Source organism: Burkholderia sp. PR2 (assembly GCF_052372875.1).
GTDB classification, from domain to species: domain Bacteria; phylum Pseudomonadota; class Gammaproteobacteria; order Burkholderiales; family Burkholderiaceae; genus Burkholderia; species Burkholderia diffusa.
This window is the reverse complement of sequence record NZ_JBQRWH010000004.1, coordinates 834,821-850,699: the sequence shown is the minus strand read 5'-3', so window position 1 is coordinate 850,699 and position 15,879 is coordinate 834,821. Positions and strand designations below refer to the sequence as shown.

The window sequence follows — 15,879 nt, the reverse complement described above, 5'->3', positions numbered from 1 at the left end:
GCGATCCCATGCTCAGCTTCGCATCCGGCTTCATCGTCTCCCTGCTCGTCACCCTGTTCATCGTGCGCTATGCGCATCTGCACGAGAAATTCTCGATCGACAGCGACCTGGCCGGCGTGCAGAAATTCCACGTGCGGCCGGTGCCGCGCGTCGGGGGCATCGGGATCCTCGCCGGCGTCGTCATTGCCGCGCTGCTCCTGACACGGCGCTATCCGACGATCGCCGGCAGCATTCTCGGCATCGTGGCCTGCGGGCTGCCGGCGTTCCTGTCCGGGCTCGTCGAGGACCTGACCAAGCGCGTGTCGCCGCGCGCGCGGCTGCTGTGCACCATGGGCGCGGCCGCGCTGGCGTTCTGGCTGCTGAACATCGCGGTCACGCGCATCAGCGTGCCGCCGCTCGACTTCCTGCTCCACTACGTGGCCATTTCGGCGTTCATCACGGTGCTCGCGGTCGCGGCACTGGCCAACGCGATCAACATCATCGACGGCTTCAACGGCCTCGCGTCGATGGTCAGCTTCATGATGTTCGCGTCGCTCGCCTACGTCGCATTCCACGTCAACGACCCGGTCGTGATGTCCGCGTCGATCATCATGATGGGCGCCGTGCTCGGCTTCTTCCTGTGGAATTTCCCGGCCGGCCTGATCTTCCTCGGCGACGGCGGTGCGTATTTCATCGGCTTCATGCTCGCCGAACTCGCGATCATGCTGGTGATGCGCAATCACGAGGTGTCGGCGTGGTACCCGGTACTGCTGTTCATGTATCCGATCTTCGAGACCTGCTTCTCGATCTACCGGAAGAAGTTCATCCGCGGGATGTCGCCGGGGATTCCGGACGGCGTGCACCTGCACATGCTCGTGTACAAGCGACTGATGCGATGGGCCGTCGGGACGAAGCATGCGCATGACCTCACGCGCCGGAATTCGCTGACGTCGCCGTATCTGTGGCTGCTGTGCCTCGTCGCGGTGATTCCCGCAACGCTGTTCTGGCGGCACACGGTGCACCTGTTCGTGTTCGTGGTGCTGTTCGCGCTGACCTATGTTTGGCTGTATATCAGCATCGTCAGGTTCAGGGCGCCGAGGTGGATGGTGGTGAGGAAGGAAAAGCGCGGGCATTGAGGGGTGGCGGCCAGCGTGTTACTGCTGGCCGCTGGCACACGGTCAAATCCATCGACCAAGCGAGTCTGCAAACCAGTATTGCGCAACCCGATTGGACGCAAGTGCGCTATCTGGCGATGGACGAATTTGCCCTTCGCAAGGGCCATCGCTATGCGACAGTGGTCATCGATCCGATCAGCCGCCAGGTGCTCTGGATCGGCCCTGGACGCTCGAGCGAAACGGCTCGAACCTTCTTCGAACAGTTGCCTGAAGGCGTTGCCGAGCGCATCGAAGCGGTCGCGATCGACATGACCACGGCCTATGAGCTGGATATCAAGGAATACTGCCCGCAAGCGGAAATCGTCTTCGATCTGTACCACGTCGTGGCCAAATACGGTCGCGAGGTAATCGACCGGGTGCGCGTGGATCAGGCCAATCAACTCCGACATGACAAGCCAGCCCGGAAGGTTCTGAGGTCCAGCCGCTGGCTGTTGCTGCGTAACCGCCACAACTTGAAGCCTGAGCAGGCCGTACACCTGCAGGAGTTGCTGGCCGCCAATCAATCGCTGTCATGTGTCTACGTGCTGCGCGACGAACTCAAGCGGCTCTGGTTCTATCGAAAGCCAGCTTGGGCGGAAAAGGCTTGGAGTCAATCGTTCGAACAAGCACGGCAAAGCGGGATTGCTGCCCTGCAAAAGTTCGCCGAGCGCTTGCAGGGTTACTGGCACGGAATCGTAGCCCGTTGCTGCTACCCGCTCAATACCAGCGTCGTTGAAGGTATCAACAACACCATCAAGGTCATCAAGCGTCGAGCCTATCGGTATCGTGACGAGGAGTACTTCTTCCTCAAGATCCGCGCCGCGTTCCCCGGAATTCCGCGTTGAACCAAAAAAAGCCGTTCAGCAACTTACTGAACGGCACAGTTCCATAAGCCACAGGTTTGATTAGCGCGATCGTATCAAGCCGATTCACCCGACACCACACGCCTTGGCACACTCTGCAACACCGGCGCCACAGCCGTCTGATATTCAGGCACCCAGCGCCGGAGATCGCGCCGCACTTCGTCATCGGTGAGCACGCGGTGCTGCATCAGCCACGGCAACAACTCGTCGAGCAGATGGTCCGGCACTTCCCGCGCACGTGCGATCCGTAGTTTCGGATGCGGCGTGCGCGTGGTGGTCTCGTCGTCCGCGAGCAGTTCCTCGTAGAGCTTCTCGCCTGGCCGCAGTCCCGTGAATTCGATCCGGATCTGCCCTTCCGAGAATCCGTACAAGCGAATCAGATCGCGCGCGAGATCGACGATCTTGACCGGCTCACCCATGTCGAGGATGAAAATCTCGCCGCCGCGCCCCATGCTCGACGCTTGCAGCACGAGTTGCGACGCCTCCGGAATGGTCATGAAAAAGCGCGTGATCTCCGGATGGGTGACCGTCACCGGGCCGCCCTTCGCGATCTGCTGCTGGAACTTCGGAATCACGCTACCTGCGCTACCGAGTACGTTGCCGAAACGCACCGTCTCGAACTGCGTGCGCGCGCTCGTCTGTTGCAGCGCTTGGCAGGCCATCTCGGCGAGACGCTTGCTCGCACCCATCACGTTGGTCGGATTGACGGCCTTGTCGGTCGAGATAAGTACGAAATGGCGCACGTCGTGGCGGATCGCCGAACGCGCGACGCGGTAGGTACCCAGCACGTTGTTGCGCAGCGCCTGCCATGCGTTGTGCTCTTCCATCAGCGGCACGTGCTTGTACGCCGCCGCATGGAACACGATATGCGGGGCGTAGCGCGACATCACCTGGTCGAGCAGCAGCGAATCCTTTGCGTCGCCGATGATCGGTATCACCGGCTGGTCGGGGAAGCGTTCCCGCAATTCCTCGGCGAGTCGATACATCGCATATTCGGAGAGATCGAACGCAACCAGTTGCGCCGGCTTGAAGCGGAGGATCTGCCGGCACAGCTCGGAACCGATCGAACCGCCCGCGCCGGTTACCATCACGACGCGGCCGCGCAGCAGCGCCTCGACGTGCGGCGTGTCGATCGTCACCGCATCGCGGCCAAGAAGGTCCTCGAGGTCGATATTGCGCACCTGCGACAGGAACCCCTGGCCCGGCATCAATGCGGTCAGCGAAGGCAGCACCATCGCCTTCACACCGGCACGCACGCACAGCGTCGCGACGCGACGCTGCGTTTCAACGGACGCGGATGGAATCGCGATAATCGCGTATTCGACCTTCATCGCGTCGGTCCAGTGCTTCAGGTCGTTGAACGAGCCGAGCACCTTGTAGCCGTAGATCTCGCGCCCCTGCTTGGTCGGATCGTCGTCGAGGAGGCCCACCAGACGCCATTCCCCCGAACGCGACAGTTCGCGCGCGAGGCTCGCGCCGGCCGTGCCGGCGCCGAGCACGAGCACAGGCTTGCCCTGCCCGACCAGCCCGCCGTACAGGTAGAACTCCTTCGTTGCTCGGTACAGCGCGCGGGCGCCGCCCATCGCGAGGAACAACATCAATGGCGACACGAGCAGTACCGAGCGCGGGATGATCGGCGACGGCTGGAACATCACGGCGCCGATCATCACGATCACGCCGCCGCCGCTCACCGCCTTCGAGATGCGCACAAGGTCAGGGAGGCTCGCGAATACCCACAGCCCGCGGTACAAGCCGAACACATGGAACATCAACGCATAGACCGGCAATACCCAGACAAGCGCCGTTAGCGCACCACCGAGGAAATCAGGTGGAACACTCCCGTTGAATCGGACGAGATAGGCGAACAGCCACGCGGCGGTGACCGCCGTGAGATCAAACAGGAAAGCGCTCAGCGAAAGCCACGATGCTTTGGATCGCAACATCGGCGGGAAACCTCAAGAGTTATTTTCGGCGGCCGACTGATACCGGCGCCAACGCATGTCGATCACCAATCCGATACATGCCAGGACGCCGTACCACGCGAAGAACGACAACCACTGCTGCAGTTCAGGGCGTCCCTTTGCCCAAACGGCGACGATTATGCCTGCGAGCATGATGAGGTACCAATAAAGAGCAGTCCGGCGGTGACCTACACCTGCCCGGACCATCCTCTGATAATAATGCTCCCGGTGGGCCTGCCAGAACTTTTCGCCACGTAACAGGCGTCTCAAAAGTGTTACAGATGCGTCGGCAATAAAGGGCGCAAACACGAGCGCCGGAAACCAGATCGGCCACGCGCCTTCACTCCAGCCCCAGTAGCCAAGCGCGCCGGCCAGAAATCCCAGCGGGATCGAGCCGGCATCGCCGAGGAACAGCCGGGCCGGATGGAAATTCAGCAGTAGAAAGCCGAGCGCGGCGCCGGCGACAGCTGCGCCGGCCACGACTAGATCTGGCGACGGCATCGGGCCGGTAAGCGCCGCGATCGCGTACGCGCCAAAGCCGAACAGCGCCATGCCGCCCGCGAGGCCGTCGGCGCCGTCCATGAAGTTGTACAGGTTCGTCAGCCAGACCATCACGAAGCCGACCCCGACCAGCATCCACCACGGCGCGTCGGCCGGAGACACGACGATCAGCGCGACGACCGCCGCAAGGTGCGCCGAGAACCGCACGCGGGCAGGCAGCCCGCGCCGGTCGTCGATCTGGGACATCGCGGCGAGTCCGGCGGCAGCGATGGCGATCAACCACAAGTGCGGCGCCAGCGCGAGCAGCGCGACGACGCAGACCGGCACGATCCCCCACCCGCCGACACGCGGAGTCGGCAGCGTATGGAGCGAACGGTCGTTCGGAATGTCGGTGGCAAGGCGCCACGCGAGACCGGTCACGAGGAGCACGCGCAGGATGGCCGTCGATGCGATGGCAGCGGCCAGCGCCACCGCGGCCGCTTCGGGCCACGTGGATATCGGGAAATGCATGTCGGCTATTGTTGTGTATCGCGCGAACGATACCATGCGGCAGTCGCTTCGAGGCCCTGTTGTGTCGTATAAGGCGGATGCCAGCCGAGCACGCGCGTGATCCGGCCTGTATCGAGCTGAAGGCTACCGGTCAGGCGGTCGATTGCCGCGCGTCGGCCGGTCAACGTACCGAGCGCGCGCAGCACGGTGGACGGGACCGCGATCAGGCGGGCCGGCTTGCCGAGTGCGTCGCCGATCAGGCGCAACAGGCCCGTGACCGACGGCGCATCGTCGTCGGCGACGTGGAAGCATTCGCCGGCCGCGCGTGGATCGATCGCGCAGCGCAGCAGCGCATCCGCGAGATTGTCGACATAGACGAGGCTGCGACGCGCCGCGATCGCGCCCAGCGGGAGCGGCAGCCCTCGCGACACGGCGTCCATCATCCGCAGGAAGTTCGCGCGCACGCCGGGGCCGTAGACGAGCGGCGGACGGACGACGACCACATCGATACCGGCGCACAACCCCAATTGCGCAAGCGCCTGTTCCGCGCGCCATTTCGAACGCCCGTATGGATCCTGCGGCGCGGGTGCGACGTCTTCCGCGAGCGGCACGCCGCGATCGCCCTCGCCGACCGCCTTGATGCTGCTGGCAAACACGAAGCGGCGGGCGCCGTGCATACGCGCCGCCTCGGCCACGCGCAGCGTCCCCGCGACGTTGGTCGCCTCGAACGCGGCATCCGGATCGGGCGACTCGTCGCGTATCACGTGAACACGCGCGGCCAGATGGATCACGCAGTCGGCGTCGAGATCGGCCGGCCACGCGTCCGCGAGGCCAGCGAAATCCGGCGCGTCGTGCACCCATTCGCGAACCCCGTCGACGCACCTGCCGGGACGGCGCACCAGCGCCGTGACCGTATGCCCTGCCGAGAGCGCCAGCCGGCAGACCGAGCGACCGACGAAACCGTTCGCGCCCGTCACGACGATGCGGGTCACCAGAGCCTCCAGCCGAAGCGGTTGTAGAACTTGAACGCCGACGCCGCGAACATGCGGATGTGCGCGGAACCCTTGCGGGACGCGCCGCCGCCGTGGTGGATCACGCGCGCCAGCGGCACGTAGACGATGCGCGCGCACTTGCCGGTACGCAAGCTGAGGTCGTAATCCTCGAAGTACAGGAAATAGCGCGGATCGAAGCCCTGCAGGCGCGCGAGCACATCGGTACGGAACAGCATGAAGCAGCCGCTGACGATCGGCGGATCCCACACGACGTCCGTTTCGTTGATGCGATCGCGCATCTCGTAGCTGGCCAACCGACGCTCGAACGGCGGGCGCAGGGCCGACGGCAGGAAGCCCCTGACGAGGAGATCCACCAGCGCAGGATAGCGGCGGCACAGATACTGGATTCGGCCCGAATCGTCGCCGATGCACGGCGTCAGCAAGCCTGCTTCGGGATGCGTATCGAGAAAATCGAGCGCCTGCACGAGCGCATCCGTCTCGAGGTCGATATCGGGGTTCAAGATCAGGTGATAGCGGCTGCGCGCCGCTTCGATCGCGAGGTTGTGCCCGCGCCCGTAGCCGACGTTGCCGTGACCGGACAGCACGCGGTACCCGATGCCTGCCTGCCCGAACGCGGCGAGCTCCGCCGCGAGGTCCGGCATGCCGCCGTTATCGACCACGCACAGGCTAATCGCGCTGCCGTTGCGCACGGCCTGAAGGCGCGCGCAAGCCGCGCGGAGACTGGAAAACGTACGGGCGAGGAGCGCCTCGTCTGGGTGGTACGTCACGATGGAAATCGACAGGACTTCGTCGACGGAATGCGATGAGCAAGAGGATGTTTGCGGATGAGATGGCACGTGCTGACTGTCGTTTTCCATAGACGCGGAAGGCATCCGCCGATGTGCGTATGCATGCCTGTCCGCGCCACAAAAATTGGCATTTGTAGCGATTATGCCGTGGCGACGCCTGTCACAGGCGTCCGGCGCAGAAAAATCGCGCTCAATGCGAGACGGTATCCTTGGACACGAAAGCCGCCCTCGGCGCCGGCCGCTTTTCTGCTGTACGCCCGGCCGATATTTCGTGGGGCTAAGCGCAAGAGAACGAGTTGTGCCCGGGCCCGTGACACGTGCGCCGGTAACGACGAAGTACCGAACGTCCCCGGCTGTACCTCTGTGATTCTGCACCCGGCAACATCCTGCGGTTGCTCGGGCGTCGCTCGTACCGTTAGACTGATTCTCCCTCAGATTGGAGTGAATGATGGAACGAATCGCTATTTACGGGTGCGGCGGCTTTGGGCGCGAGATCCTGCCGCTGGCACGGCAGCATCAAGCGCGAACGAGCAAGGGTCCGGCCTCCGGAATCGTATTCGTGTCCGACACGCCGTCGGAAATCGGTACCGTGCAAAACGGCATCGAAGTCATTTCCTTCGATTCCCTTGTCTCGCCTATGCACCGCGACCGCGCGGTCGTCGTGTCGCTCGGATCGTCGGCCGCGCGACGCACGCTGGTCCAACGCTGTGAGAGCGAAGGGCTGACATTCGGCTCGCTGACGGCCGGGACGCATGTGTCCCTCGATAACGTCGAAATAGGCGAAGGCGCCGTGTTCTGCGACTTTTCGATGTGCACATCTGACGTCAGGATCGGCCGACATTTCCAATGCAACATTTACAGCTATGTCGCTCACGACTGCATCGTCGGCGATTTCGTGACATTTGCGCCACGGGTGGCCTGCAACGGCCGGATCATAATTGAGGACGATGCCTACATCGGCACGGGTGCCGTTCTGAAGCAAGGCAGCCCCGATAAACCATTGAGGATCGGCAAAGGCGCGGTAATCGGCATGGGCGCTGTCGTGACCAAGGACGTGCCGCCGGGCGTGACCGTGGTCGGCAACCCGGCGGTACCGCTGGTGAAACGATAGGCGTGAGTTGGCACGAACGCGGGAACCGCGCTCGGGCGCATGCACCGTCAGCCGCACTGCTCCGGCGCCTGTTCAACCAACACACCGGACGGCACATAGCCGAGCAGGCCAGCGTAAGCTTCCGCGCCCACCCACTCGATCCGATCGAAGTAGGAATTGAATTCCCGTATAAAATTGAGCACAGGCACGGGAGCATCCGCCGCGACCAACATCTCGCATCGTCGACCTTGGCGCCAAGCCTCTTTGAGTTCATCGACCGTCGGCATTCGCCCAGTCTCGCTGGAAAATCGCAATACCGGCCCAGTTCGGTCACGTCCGCCGGACAACCAACGTGTAGTGAACTGCCGCCGGACGATATTAGTCTTCCTGAACTGACCGACACTATCCGACGACGTAACGGATCGCGTATGGACTCGATGCCGATAGAGTGGCTCGTGCAAATAGTGGAGTCGCCCGAACTCCGCAATCGTCAAGGCCAGCTGCCAGTCCTGGATGCCGGAAAAAGCATCGTCGGATCCGCCTGCTGCCAGATACGTGCTGCGTCGAATCACCTTGAGATGCGACGCTACCATGCCATCGAGCAGGTCGTTTTTGATGCTTGCGTCATCCTTGAACACGATATTCGGATAGCCGCCATAGTCGGCGCGACGAACTTCGTCGCCGTTTTCATCGATATCGAACCGGTCGGTGAACAGATAATCGCATTCCGGCATCTGCGCCAACACTTGCGCGACGCGTGCGAGTGCACCTGGCATCAGTGCATCGTCGCAATCGACGAACGCGATATAGTCGCCCCTCGCGTGCCGAACCGCATCGTTCTGCGTATGCGATATACCCTTGTTCTCGTCGTTGAGGATGATCCGGACATTCGGGTGACGCGTCTGAAGCGCACTCAGCAGCGCCGTCGTGCGCTTGTCAGGTGAACAATCGTCGACGCAAACGATCTCGATCGCAACACCCTTCTGCTCGATCACGGACAGCAGACACCCGTCGATGTAGTCGAAATGGTTGTACGCAGGGATCACGACGCTGATGAGCGGTGCTTCCGCAGGCATCTTGGCGAGAGCAGCCTGCAGCCGTTCGAGCTTCTGCGTGTGCTGCACCTCCGGTTTAGCTTGCTGACTGGATACGCCCGACGCACACGTACCCGTCTGGCTACGCAGCTGTGCGATCTCCTCGATGTAAGCAGGGTGCTTTCGATAGAAATTCTCGAACCAGTCGACGGCGGATTCAAAAAACGCGGGTTCGCGCGCCGACACCATCGCATCGATCTTCGCCGCGGCATGCAGCCAGCTTTTGCCCATCCTTACATACGACCGACGCATGCTCTGTGCATGCTGGCGGTAGATCGCATTGTGTGCATTGATGTAGGCCATGCGCGCGCCATACGCGCTGAGCCCACACCAGAAGAGCCAGTCTTCCTTCGCACGGGCCGACGTGTCAAATGGATTATCCAGGAGTGCCGCTCGCCGAAACAGGGCGCAGTGGATAGGAACGGCGAAGCCCCGCTCCCACTTGTAGAGGAAGTCCTGCAAATCGAGTGCAGAATGCGCGATGGCTTCGTCATGTTTCGAAAATACAGTCCGCGACTCGTCGCAGAGAAGGAAATTCGAAATCGACACATCCAGAGCGTTCCCCACCCGAAAATGTGCGACCTGCAGGTCGAGCTTCGGCGGAATGATCAGATCGTCCGCGTCGAGCAACTGGATGAACTCTCCTTTCGCGGCCGCAATGCCCGTATTGCGTGCACCGGACAGGCCGGCATTGGGTTGTGAGATTACCCGCACAGCGGGCGACAGTGCTTCTGCCGCACGCAGATACGTGCCCGTTCTGGCCGCGGTACTGCCGTCATCGACGACGATGATGTCCAGCGGCCCGCTGTATGCATCCAGCGCCGACGATACGGACTCGGTCAGGTACTGAGCCTGGTTGTAACACGGAATCACCACCGACACGAGTGGCAACGATGGGTCGCGCGAATCGTTCGGCACCATATTTTGTCGGTCAAACTCCATAACCTTCCAACTCCCTAACACACTCAACGAATCGAGGCCACGTGTGGCGCGCGTCAATCAACTCGACGAGCGAGCGCGCACGCGTGTCCGTCGTGGACGGATCCGCGATCATCGCCTCCATCGCTGCCCGATAGTCGTTTGCAGTCGGATTCGCGGGCAACAGATAACCCGTGGCATCGGTGATCAGTTCTCCTACACCGCCGACCGCAGGCGCCACGATCGGCACGCCAAGCGCCCCGATCTCGAGCAAGATGTTCGGCATTCCTTCCCACTTTGACGTGAAAAGGAAGCCGGTATACAACCGATCCGAGATGAGTTCGGCTGGAGACGAAAACGGACCTTGCAGGTGCAAATTGGGCAGCCGCGGTAACAAATCGCCCGAATCGACGACCGATTGTCCGTACACGTAAAAATCGAACTGCGGACAATCCTCGGCAAGCGCCGTCAGCAAATCGATCCGCTTCTCCTTGTCGAGTCGTCCGGCCCACAGGAATGCCGGCCGCTTTCCCGACAACGCGATACCGCGACGCATGATGCGCTCGAGCGCGGCGGCACGCCAGTTGTCCCCGGACACGCGGCTCGGGTTGTAGATCGTATGTAGCTTCCCCCCCTGGTCACCGAGTTGATACTCGACGCGGGCGTCGGTCACAAAACGTTGATTGTCAGAGAGCAGAGCCGTCAGCGCCGGCAGACCGGGCTGCAGGAAATACGCGGCATAACCTGTCTTGCTTTTTCCATCCTCGGCAAACTGAAAGGCAAAAATACATGCAAAAAGCTTGGCGACCCGCTTGAGGCGCTCGCCCGACTCGATAATGATGTTCCAGCCGACCTCGCTATTGATGTTGTGAAACACCGCGGGTTTGATCGCCAGGATCAGGTCATATAGAAGGCCCTGTTTCTGCTCATACGAATCGTTGCTCGTGAAATCGCCAAGCACCACAAGGTGTGCGCCATCGACCTGAACAACGCGTTCATCCACGTGCGACCGGTCGGCCACGACGAGCAACACCTGATGCTGCGGGTACAGTTCACACACCGCCCGTGCGAAGTTCAGCGCCACATTCTCCGCACCACCGGTTCCCATAAACGGGACGGCAATAATGTGACTCACGTTCTTCACGCCACGACGGGCAAGGCTAAGCAGCAGATTCTGCAAGTGCAATTCCCGCGCACCGTCGCGAAGCGTCGGCGGTGGAACGAACGCTGCTTTCAGCGCCCGACTGATTGACGGGTTCTCCTGCCGCAGAGACAGCAAAACAGGCAGGATCATCCTGCGAATACGCCATTTCATCTGCTGTTGCAGCGGCAGGCGATGGTAGACGCGTTGCGCAAAGAACAAAAATTTTTGGTATCGCGGCATAGTTGAGTACCTTGATTTCCTGAATCTAGTCAAATCCGTCCGCCGAGACGCCGAAACAACCTATCTGCCATGCCCCAGACCGTACCCCCGATACGATCGAGTTCGGTCTGAAGCGACGCAATCTCTGCCTGTAACCTAATCTGCTCCGCCTTGAGTGCGGCCTGCTCCGATTCAAGGTGCGCCTCTCGTTCGGCACCAACACGAACCGCTTCCCCGGCATCCGCAAGGTCGCGACGTGCTTGATCCCGCTCGTTGCGCACGAGCAGCAAAAACGTCGACACATCGACAGTGGATGAAGCGATCGCCCGCTCGGGATCGCCGCTCTCCGCGGCGCTCTCCGATGACGGCAACGTGCCGGCCACCATTTTCGGAGACCAACCGCGCGCAAGCCGCGCAACGAGCGCCGTCAACTCGGGATCATCGAACAGATGCGGCGGAATCACGAATCGATCGCCATGAGCGTTACGCCAATCGAGCAGATCCATCAATTCCAAGTATCGGCGCCAGTCCCCGTCAACCTCGAAGAACCGCTTGACAAAGATCTGGACGTTTTTCGCGATCAGGTCGGGGCGGCCCACACGCACCAGATAAGGATGCAGCGTTCGCGCGGAGGTATCCGCGTACTCCCACATCAAGGAATCGAAGTTCCGGTGGGTAATGTTGCTTCCGTGCGACCTGTAGCGGACAAGCTCCCGCGGAATCACATGAAAAGTCGCCCCGTCCGCCAACGCGCGCAGCCAGAAATTCCAGTCGGGCGAATACGTTAACTCCTCACGAAACGGGCCGACACGGTCGTGCAATGACTTTCTCATCAGCACGCCTGAATGACAAAGATGGTTCTCCCAGATCCAACAATCAGGGGAATTGAGATCCAGTTCCTTGTTGAACCACGGCGCGTACATACAGCTTTCGCTTGGCACCCCGTTGCCCGCGTCGTCGATTTCTTCCAAATACGTGCCGCAGATATCGACTTCCGGATGTTGATCCAGGAAATCCACCTGGACGGCAAGTTTGTCCGCAGCGAATACGTCGTCGGAATCCAGGCTTGCTATGAACTCCCCTTTCGCCAGGCCCAGTGCAGTGTTGTATGCGGCACACGCGCCGCGGTTCTTGTCGAAACGGACCGCATGAATGCGCGGGTCCTCAAACGCCTGAATCACGCTCCACGAATCGTCCGTCGAGCAGTCGTCGACGATGATCAATTCCCACGAATCGAGGGTCTGGTCGATGACGGACCGAATGGTCTCACCGATAAACCTCGCATAGTTATAGGACGTCACGATAATGCTTACACGTGGACGCTCACCGTTCCCCGATTGATTACTTGCCATTACAAATATATTTAATGATATCGACAATACGATGTGCGCCAGCTTCGCCAAGATCTCCGAACAACGGAAGCGCAAGAACCTCGCGAGATACACGCGTCGCGACCGGGAGCCGCCCCGGATCGGCGCTAGGCAATGCTCGATAGCAGTTGTGCTCGCTGCAAAGCGGATAAAAATAGCGGCGCGTGAACACGTTGAACTGCTTCAGTCGCTCGTAGAGGTCATCGCGTGTCACACTGCACATCCGCGCATTCACTCGGATAATGAAGTACTGCATGCTGTGGCTCACCCCTACTGGCAACCGGAAGCATCGGATTCCGGGAATCTCCTCGAGCCGATCGAGATAGACTTGGGCGACGCGCTGCCGAGCGTCGTGTTCCGCGCCGTAGTGAGACAAGTTGACGAGCCCGAGCGCGGCCTGAATCTCGTTCATCTTGCCGTTGATGCCTGGCATGATTACTTCGGTTTCGTTCAAGATTCCGAAGTTCTTCAGCAAATCGACACGCTTCTTCAGTGCAGCGTCCACCAGCGCCAACCCACCGCCTTCCGCCGAATGAAACAACTTCGTCGCGTGAAAGCTGAACATGGTCGCGTCACCGAATCGGGCGATCGGCACTCCATCGATTTCTGTGCCGAATGCATGAGCCGCATCGTAGAGAACCTTGACTCCATAGTTCTCCCGGATGCGGTCAAATGCGGCCACGTCGCACGGCATGCCGTACACATGCACGCCGAGCAGGCCGGTGGTACGCGAGGTGATCAGCGCCTCGGCGGCCACCGGATCGATCGTGAGCGTTTCCTCGTCGATATCGCAGAACACCGGCGTCACGTTGTTCCAATGGAGCACATGGGGCGTTGCCGGAAACGTAAACGGCGTCGTGATTACCTCGCCCGCGAGCCGCAGTGCCTGGCATGCAACCAGCAACGCGCTCGTTCCGTTATTAAAGAGCGAAAAGTGCGGCGCACCGAGCCGTTCCACCAGCGCGGCCTCGAGCGCCGCATGCTTCTGGCCGCCATTCGTCAACCACGCGCTGTCCCATATGTCCGCCAGCTGCGCCGAATATTCATCCAGCGGCGGCAGCATTGGCTTAGTCACATAGACAGGCTTGTCGAATACGTCCGGCTTCTGGTTCATCCTGCTCTCCGCTCCATCTCGTCAGGCTTGCCCCCCGACGCCAATTTCACCACCAACTCGATCACGCTGCCGCCTTCGACAGCAAGCGCGCATGGACTTTGTTTTCGAAGTGGACTGCACCATACAGCGGCAAATGCGTGCCACGGGACACGTTAAATTGCACGGCGATCGGAACGTGATCGCATGTGTCGACCTGACCGATGCTAAGATCGATCGGGACCGCTGCCACCGCGCTGATGCTGTATTCGCCGGCACGTAACGGAATTCTGAACGTCCAGTCGACCACATGCACCTCACCCGCACGGACGTCGTAAAGATGGGCGTGTTCGAGCCCCGTATCCGAATAGGCGATATCGAAGCCATTCTTATCCCGGAGGTGGTAACCGAACGAGAGCGTTGGCAGATCCTCTTCCACGTTCACGACCATCCGCAGTGTCACCGTGTCGCCGTAGGTAACCTGTCGTGTCACACGATCCAGTTCGTCGATCAGCTGCACGTTGACGAACGTCGCCCGGCCATTCCGGATCCGCTGAAATCCGGCACGCTTCTGGAATTCCTCCGCGCCGGTGCTGAGGTCGGCATCCAGTTCAAGCGGCTGCGCCACGGCTTGCGCTTCGTCGGAAATAACACGTTGCCTCTTGCGCACGTAAGACGAGTAGTACGCCTCAATAACATCGTCCGTCGAGCCGCTCGCCAGCATATTGCCGTGATCGAGAAGAATCGCGCGATCGCAAAGCGCCTTCACCGCCCCCGGATCATGACTGACGAACAGCAGCGTCGTGCCGCGGTCCATCAGCTTTTTCATTACGGCCATGCATTTCGCCTGGAACATCGCGTCACCGACGGACAATGCCTCGTCGACGATCAGAATATCCGGATTGACGTGAATCGCCACGGAAAAAGCCAGTCGGACGTACATCCCTGACGAGTACGTCTTCAGGGGCTGATCGATGAAGCTCTCGATCTCCGAAAATTCGACGATCGCCGGATACTTCTCTTCGATCTCCTCTCGGCTCATTCCGAGGATCTGGCCGTACAGCATCACGTTTTCCCGGCCAGTAAATTCCGGATTGAACCCGGAACCAAGTTCCAGCAGGGCAGCAACCTTGCCGTGTGTCACGACGCTCCCAGCACTCGGTGAAAGCGTGCCCGAAATCAGCTGAAGAAGCGTGGACTTTCCCGACCCGTTGTGCCCCACGATGCCGACGGTTTCGCCTGGCGCGATATCAAACGAAATATCGCGTAGGGCCCAGAATTCACGGTAAAACCGCTTCCGAGAGCCAAGCAGCATCTGCATCAGCCGAGCCCGCGGGCTATCGTAGATGTGAAATACCTTGCTGAGATTCTCTACACTGACGGCAAGATTAGAGGACATCGGCAAATCCTTTCCTGGTACGGTTGAACCACTGGTACCCCAGAGCCGCGACAATAGAGCTCACCAACAGCATTTTCAGCACGCCGAGCCAGTTGGGCGCGGTCCCCCAGATCACAACGTTACGGCTCTGCTCGATCACGAACGCGACCGGGTTCAACGAAACGATGTGCTGGTAGTGCACGGGCAGCGAGGTGACCGGGTAGAACACCGGAGTCAGAAACATCAAGACCGTTGTGACTAGGCCGATGGACTGGCCAATGTCCTGAATATATACGCCGAGGGAAGCAAGAAACCAGCTCAGCCCGAGTGTAAATAGTAGGAACGGCAATACCACCACCGGGAAATAAAACACGGTCGCTGGCACGCTGAACCCCAACACCACCATCGCCAGCAACAATACGCAAAAGCTGATCACGGCATGAAAGAGCGCAACCAGCAGCGCTACCGGCGGAAGCACCTCCAACGGAAACACGACTTTTTTTACATAGTTGGCGTTACTGATAATCAATGAAGGCGCGCGGTTAATCGTCTCGGAAAAAACCTGAAAGACGATCATCCCCACGAAAAGAACAACCGCAAATTCGGTCTTCGAATCCGATCCGGTATTCCAACGCGCTTTGAAAATGACGCTGAATACAAATGTATACACGGCCAACAAGAGCAACGGATTGAAAAACGACCACAACAGCCCGAGCACCGACCCGCGGTACCGACCGACGACCTCGCGGCGCGTCATCTGGTAGATCAGGCGGCGATGCCGCCAGATAGGAAGTGAATTTTGAATGTTATCCCGCATGACAAACTCTA

Annotated in this window: 12 protein-coding genes and 1 pseudogene; 3 read left to right on the top strand and 10 right to left on the bottom strand. The window is 60.5% G+C overall.

Annotated elements, in window-relative coordinates:
* The first annotated feature begins 8 nt into the window (after nt 1-8).
* Both ACT2FV_RS21075 and ACT2FV_RS21070 read left to right on the top strand, forming a co-directional pair.
* Nucleotides 9-1,115 carry an MraY family glycosyltransferase gene (locus ACT2FV_RS21075; RefSeq protein ID WP_226113731.1) on the top strand — a complete coding sequence of 369 codons (1,107 nt, stop codon included), beginning with the start codon at nt 9-11 and terminating at the stop codon, nt 1,113-1,115.
* A gap of 32 nt (nt 1,116-1,147) precedes the next feature.
* Nucleotides 1,148-1,978, top strand: a pseudogene (locus tag ACT2FV_RS21070) (ISL3 family transposase); the annotation flags it as partial.
* Between the two features lie 74 nt (nt 1,979-2,052).
* Here the strand turns inward: ACT2FV_RS21070 and ACT2FV_RS21065 are convergent.
* From ACT2FV_RS21065 to ACT2FV_RS21050, 4 genes are read right to left on the bottom strand one after another with little or no spacing between them, the layout of a single operon-like run.
* On the bottom strand, nt 2,053-3,939 hold the full coding sequence (locus tag ACT2FV_RS21065) for a polysaccharide biosynthesis protein (RefSeq protein ID WP_444504734.1): 1,887 nt from the start codon (nt 3,937-3,939) through the stop codon (nt 2,053-2,055).
* Between the two features lie 12 nt (nt 3,940-3,951).
* Nucleotides 3,952-4,968 (bottom strand): MraY family glycosyltransferase, encoded by a 1,017-nt coding sequence (locus ACT2FV_RS21060; RefSeq protein WP_444504733.1) that lies wholly within the window; start codon nt 4,966-4,968, stop codon nt 3,952-3,954.
* A gap of 5 nt (nt 4,969-4,973) precedes the next feature.
* Nucleotides 4,974-5,939, bottom strand: coding sequence for a UDP-glucose 4-epimerase family protein (locus ACT2FV_RS21055; RefSeq protein WP_444504732.1), 966 nt, complete (start codon nt 5,937-5,939; stop codon nt 4,974-4,976).
* Nucleotides 5,936-6,817 (bottom strand): glycosyltransferase family 2 protein, encoded by an 882-nt coding sequence (locus tag ACT2FV_RS21050; RefSeq protein ID WP_444504731.1) that lies wholly within the window; start codon nt 6,815-6,817, stop codon nt 5,936-5,938. Before ACT2FV_RS21050 ends, ACT2FV_RS21055 begins: the two co-directional genes overlap by 4 nt.
* Nucleotides 6,818-7,196: 379 nt before the next feature.
* Here ACT2FV_RS21050 and ACT2FV_RS21045 point away from each other — a divergent pair, with 379 nt between their 5' ends.
* Complete coding sequence (locus ACT2FV_RS21045; RefSeq protein ID WP_444504730.1) at nt 7,197-7,859, top strand: acetyltransferase; 663 nt, start codon at nt 7,197-7,199, stop codon at nt 7,857-7,859.
* 47 nt (nt 7,860-7,906) lie between these two features.
* Here ACT2FV_RS21045 and ACT2FV_RS21040 read toward each other — a convergent pair whose 3' ends face one another.
* The 6 genes from ACT2FV_RS21040 to ACT2FV_RS21015 all read right to left on the bottom strand — a co-directional run bounded on the left by ACT2FV_RS21040 (nt 7,907) and on the right by ACT2FV_RS21015 (nt 15,868).
* Nucleotides 7,907-9,874: a glycosyltransferase family 2 protein gene (locus ACT2FV_RS21040; protein WP_444504729.1), complete on the bottom strand. Its 1,968-nt coding sequence runs from the start codon at nt 9,872-9,874 to the stop codon at nt 7,907-7,909.
* Nucleotides 9,864-11,234 carry a glycosyltransferase gene (locus tag ACT2FV_RS21035; protein WP_444504728.1) on the bottom strand — a complete coding sequence of 457 codons (1,371 nt, stop codon included), beginning with the start codon at nt 11,232-11,234 and terminating at the stop codon, nt 9,864-9,866. The genes ACT2FV_RS21040 and ACT2FV_RS21035 overlap by 11 nt, the downstream gene beginning before the upstream one ends.
* Before the next feature lie 29 nt (nt 11,235-11,263).
* A complete protein-coding gene (locus ACT2FV_RS21030) occupies nt 11,264-12,616 on the bottom strand; it encodes a glycosyltransferase (protein ID WP_444504727.1) in 1,353 nt (450 codons plus the stop codon).
* On the bottom strand, nt 12,555-13,697 hold the full coding sequence (locus ACT2FV_RS21025) for a DegT/DnrJ/EryC1/StrS family aminotransferase (RefSeq protein WP_444504726.1): 1,143 nt from the start codon (nt 13,695-13,697) through the stop codon (nt 12,555-12,557). The genes ACT2FV_RS21030 and ACT2FV_RS21025 overlap by 62 nt, the downstream gene beginning before the upstream one ends.
* 61 nt (nt 13,698-13,758) lie before the next feature.
* Entirely contained in the window at nt 13,759-15,072 is a 1,314-nt protein-coding gene (locus ACT2FV_RS21020; RefSeq protein WP_444504725.1) for an ABC transporter ATP-binding protein, read from the bottom strand.
* Nucleotides 15,062-15,868, bottom strand: coding sequence for an ABC transporter permease (locus ACT2FV_RS21015; protein WP_444504724.1), 807 nt, complete (start codon nt 15,866-15,868; stop codon nt 15,062-15,064). The genes ACT2FV_RS21020 and ACT2FV_RS21015 overlap by 11 nt, the downstream gene beginning before the upstream one ends.
* Nucleotides 15,869-15,879: the final 11 nt, after the last annotated feature.

What these genes read in the sequence shown, in the direction of transcription:
- ACT2FV_RS21040 (WP_444504729.1), bottom strand. Translation starts at nt 9,874, where the DNA reads ATGGAGTTTGACCGACAAAATATGGTGCCGAACGATTCGCGCGACCCA.
- ACT2FV_RS21015 (WP_444504724.1), bottom strand. Translation starts at nt 15,868, where the DNA reads ATGCGGGATAACATTCAAAATTCACTTCCTATCTGGCGGCATCGCCGC.
- ACT2FV_RS21035 (WP_444504728.1), bottom strand. Translation starts at nt 11,234, where the DNA reads ATGCCGCGATACCAAAAATTTTTGTTCTTTGCGCAACGCGTCTACCAT.
- ACT2FV_RS21020 (WP_444504725.1), bottom strand. Translation starts at nt 15,072, where the DNA reads ATGTCCTCTAATCTTGCCGTCAGTGTAGAGAATCTCAGCAAGGTATTT.
- ACT2FV_RS21060 (WP_444504733.1), bottom strand. Translation starts at nt 4,968, where the DNA reads ATGCATTTCCCGATATCCACGTGGCCCGAAGCGGCCGCGGTGGCGCTG.
- ACT2FV_RS21050 (WP_444504731.1), bottom strand. Translation starts at nt 6,817, where the DNA reads ATGGAAAACGACAGTCAGCACGTGCCATCTCATCCGCAAACATCCTCT.
- ACT2FV_RS21075 (WP_226113731.1), top strand. Translation starts at nt 9, where the DNA reads ATGCTCAGCTTCGCATCCGGCTTCATCGTCTCCCTGCTCGTCACCCTG.
- ACT2FV_RS21025 (WP_444504726.1), bottom strand. Translation starts at nt 13,697, where the DNA reads ATGAACCAGAAGCCGGACGTATTCGACAAGCCTGTCTATGTGACTAAG.
- ACT2FV_RS21045 (WP_444504730.1), top strand. Translation starts at nt 7,197, where the DNA reads ATGGAACGAATCGCTATTTACGGGTGCGGCGGCTTTGGGCGCGAGATC.
- ACT2FV_RS21065 (WP_444504734.1), bottom strand. Translation starts at nt 3,939, where the DNA reads ATGTTGCGATCCAAAGCATCGTGGCTTTCGCTGAGCGCTTTCCTGTTT.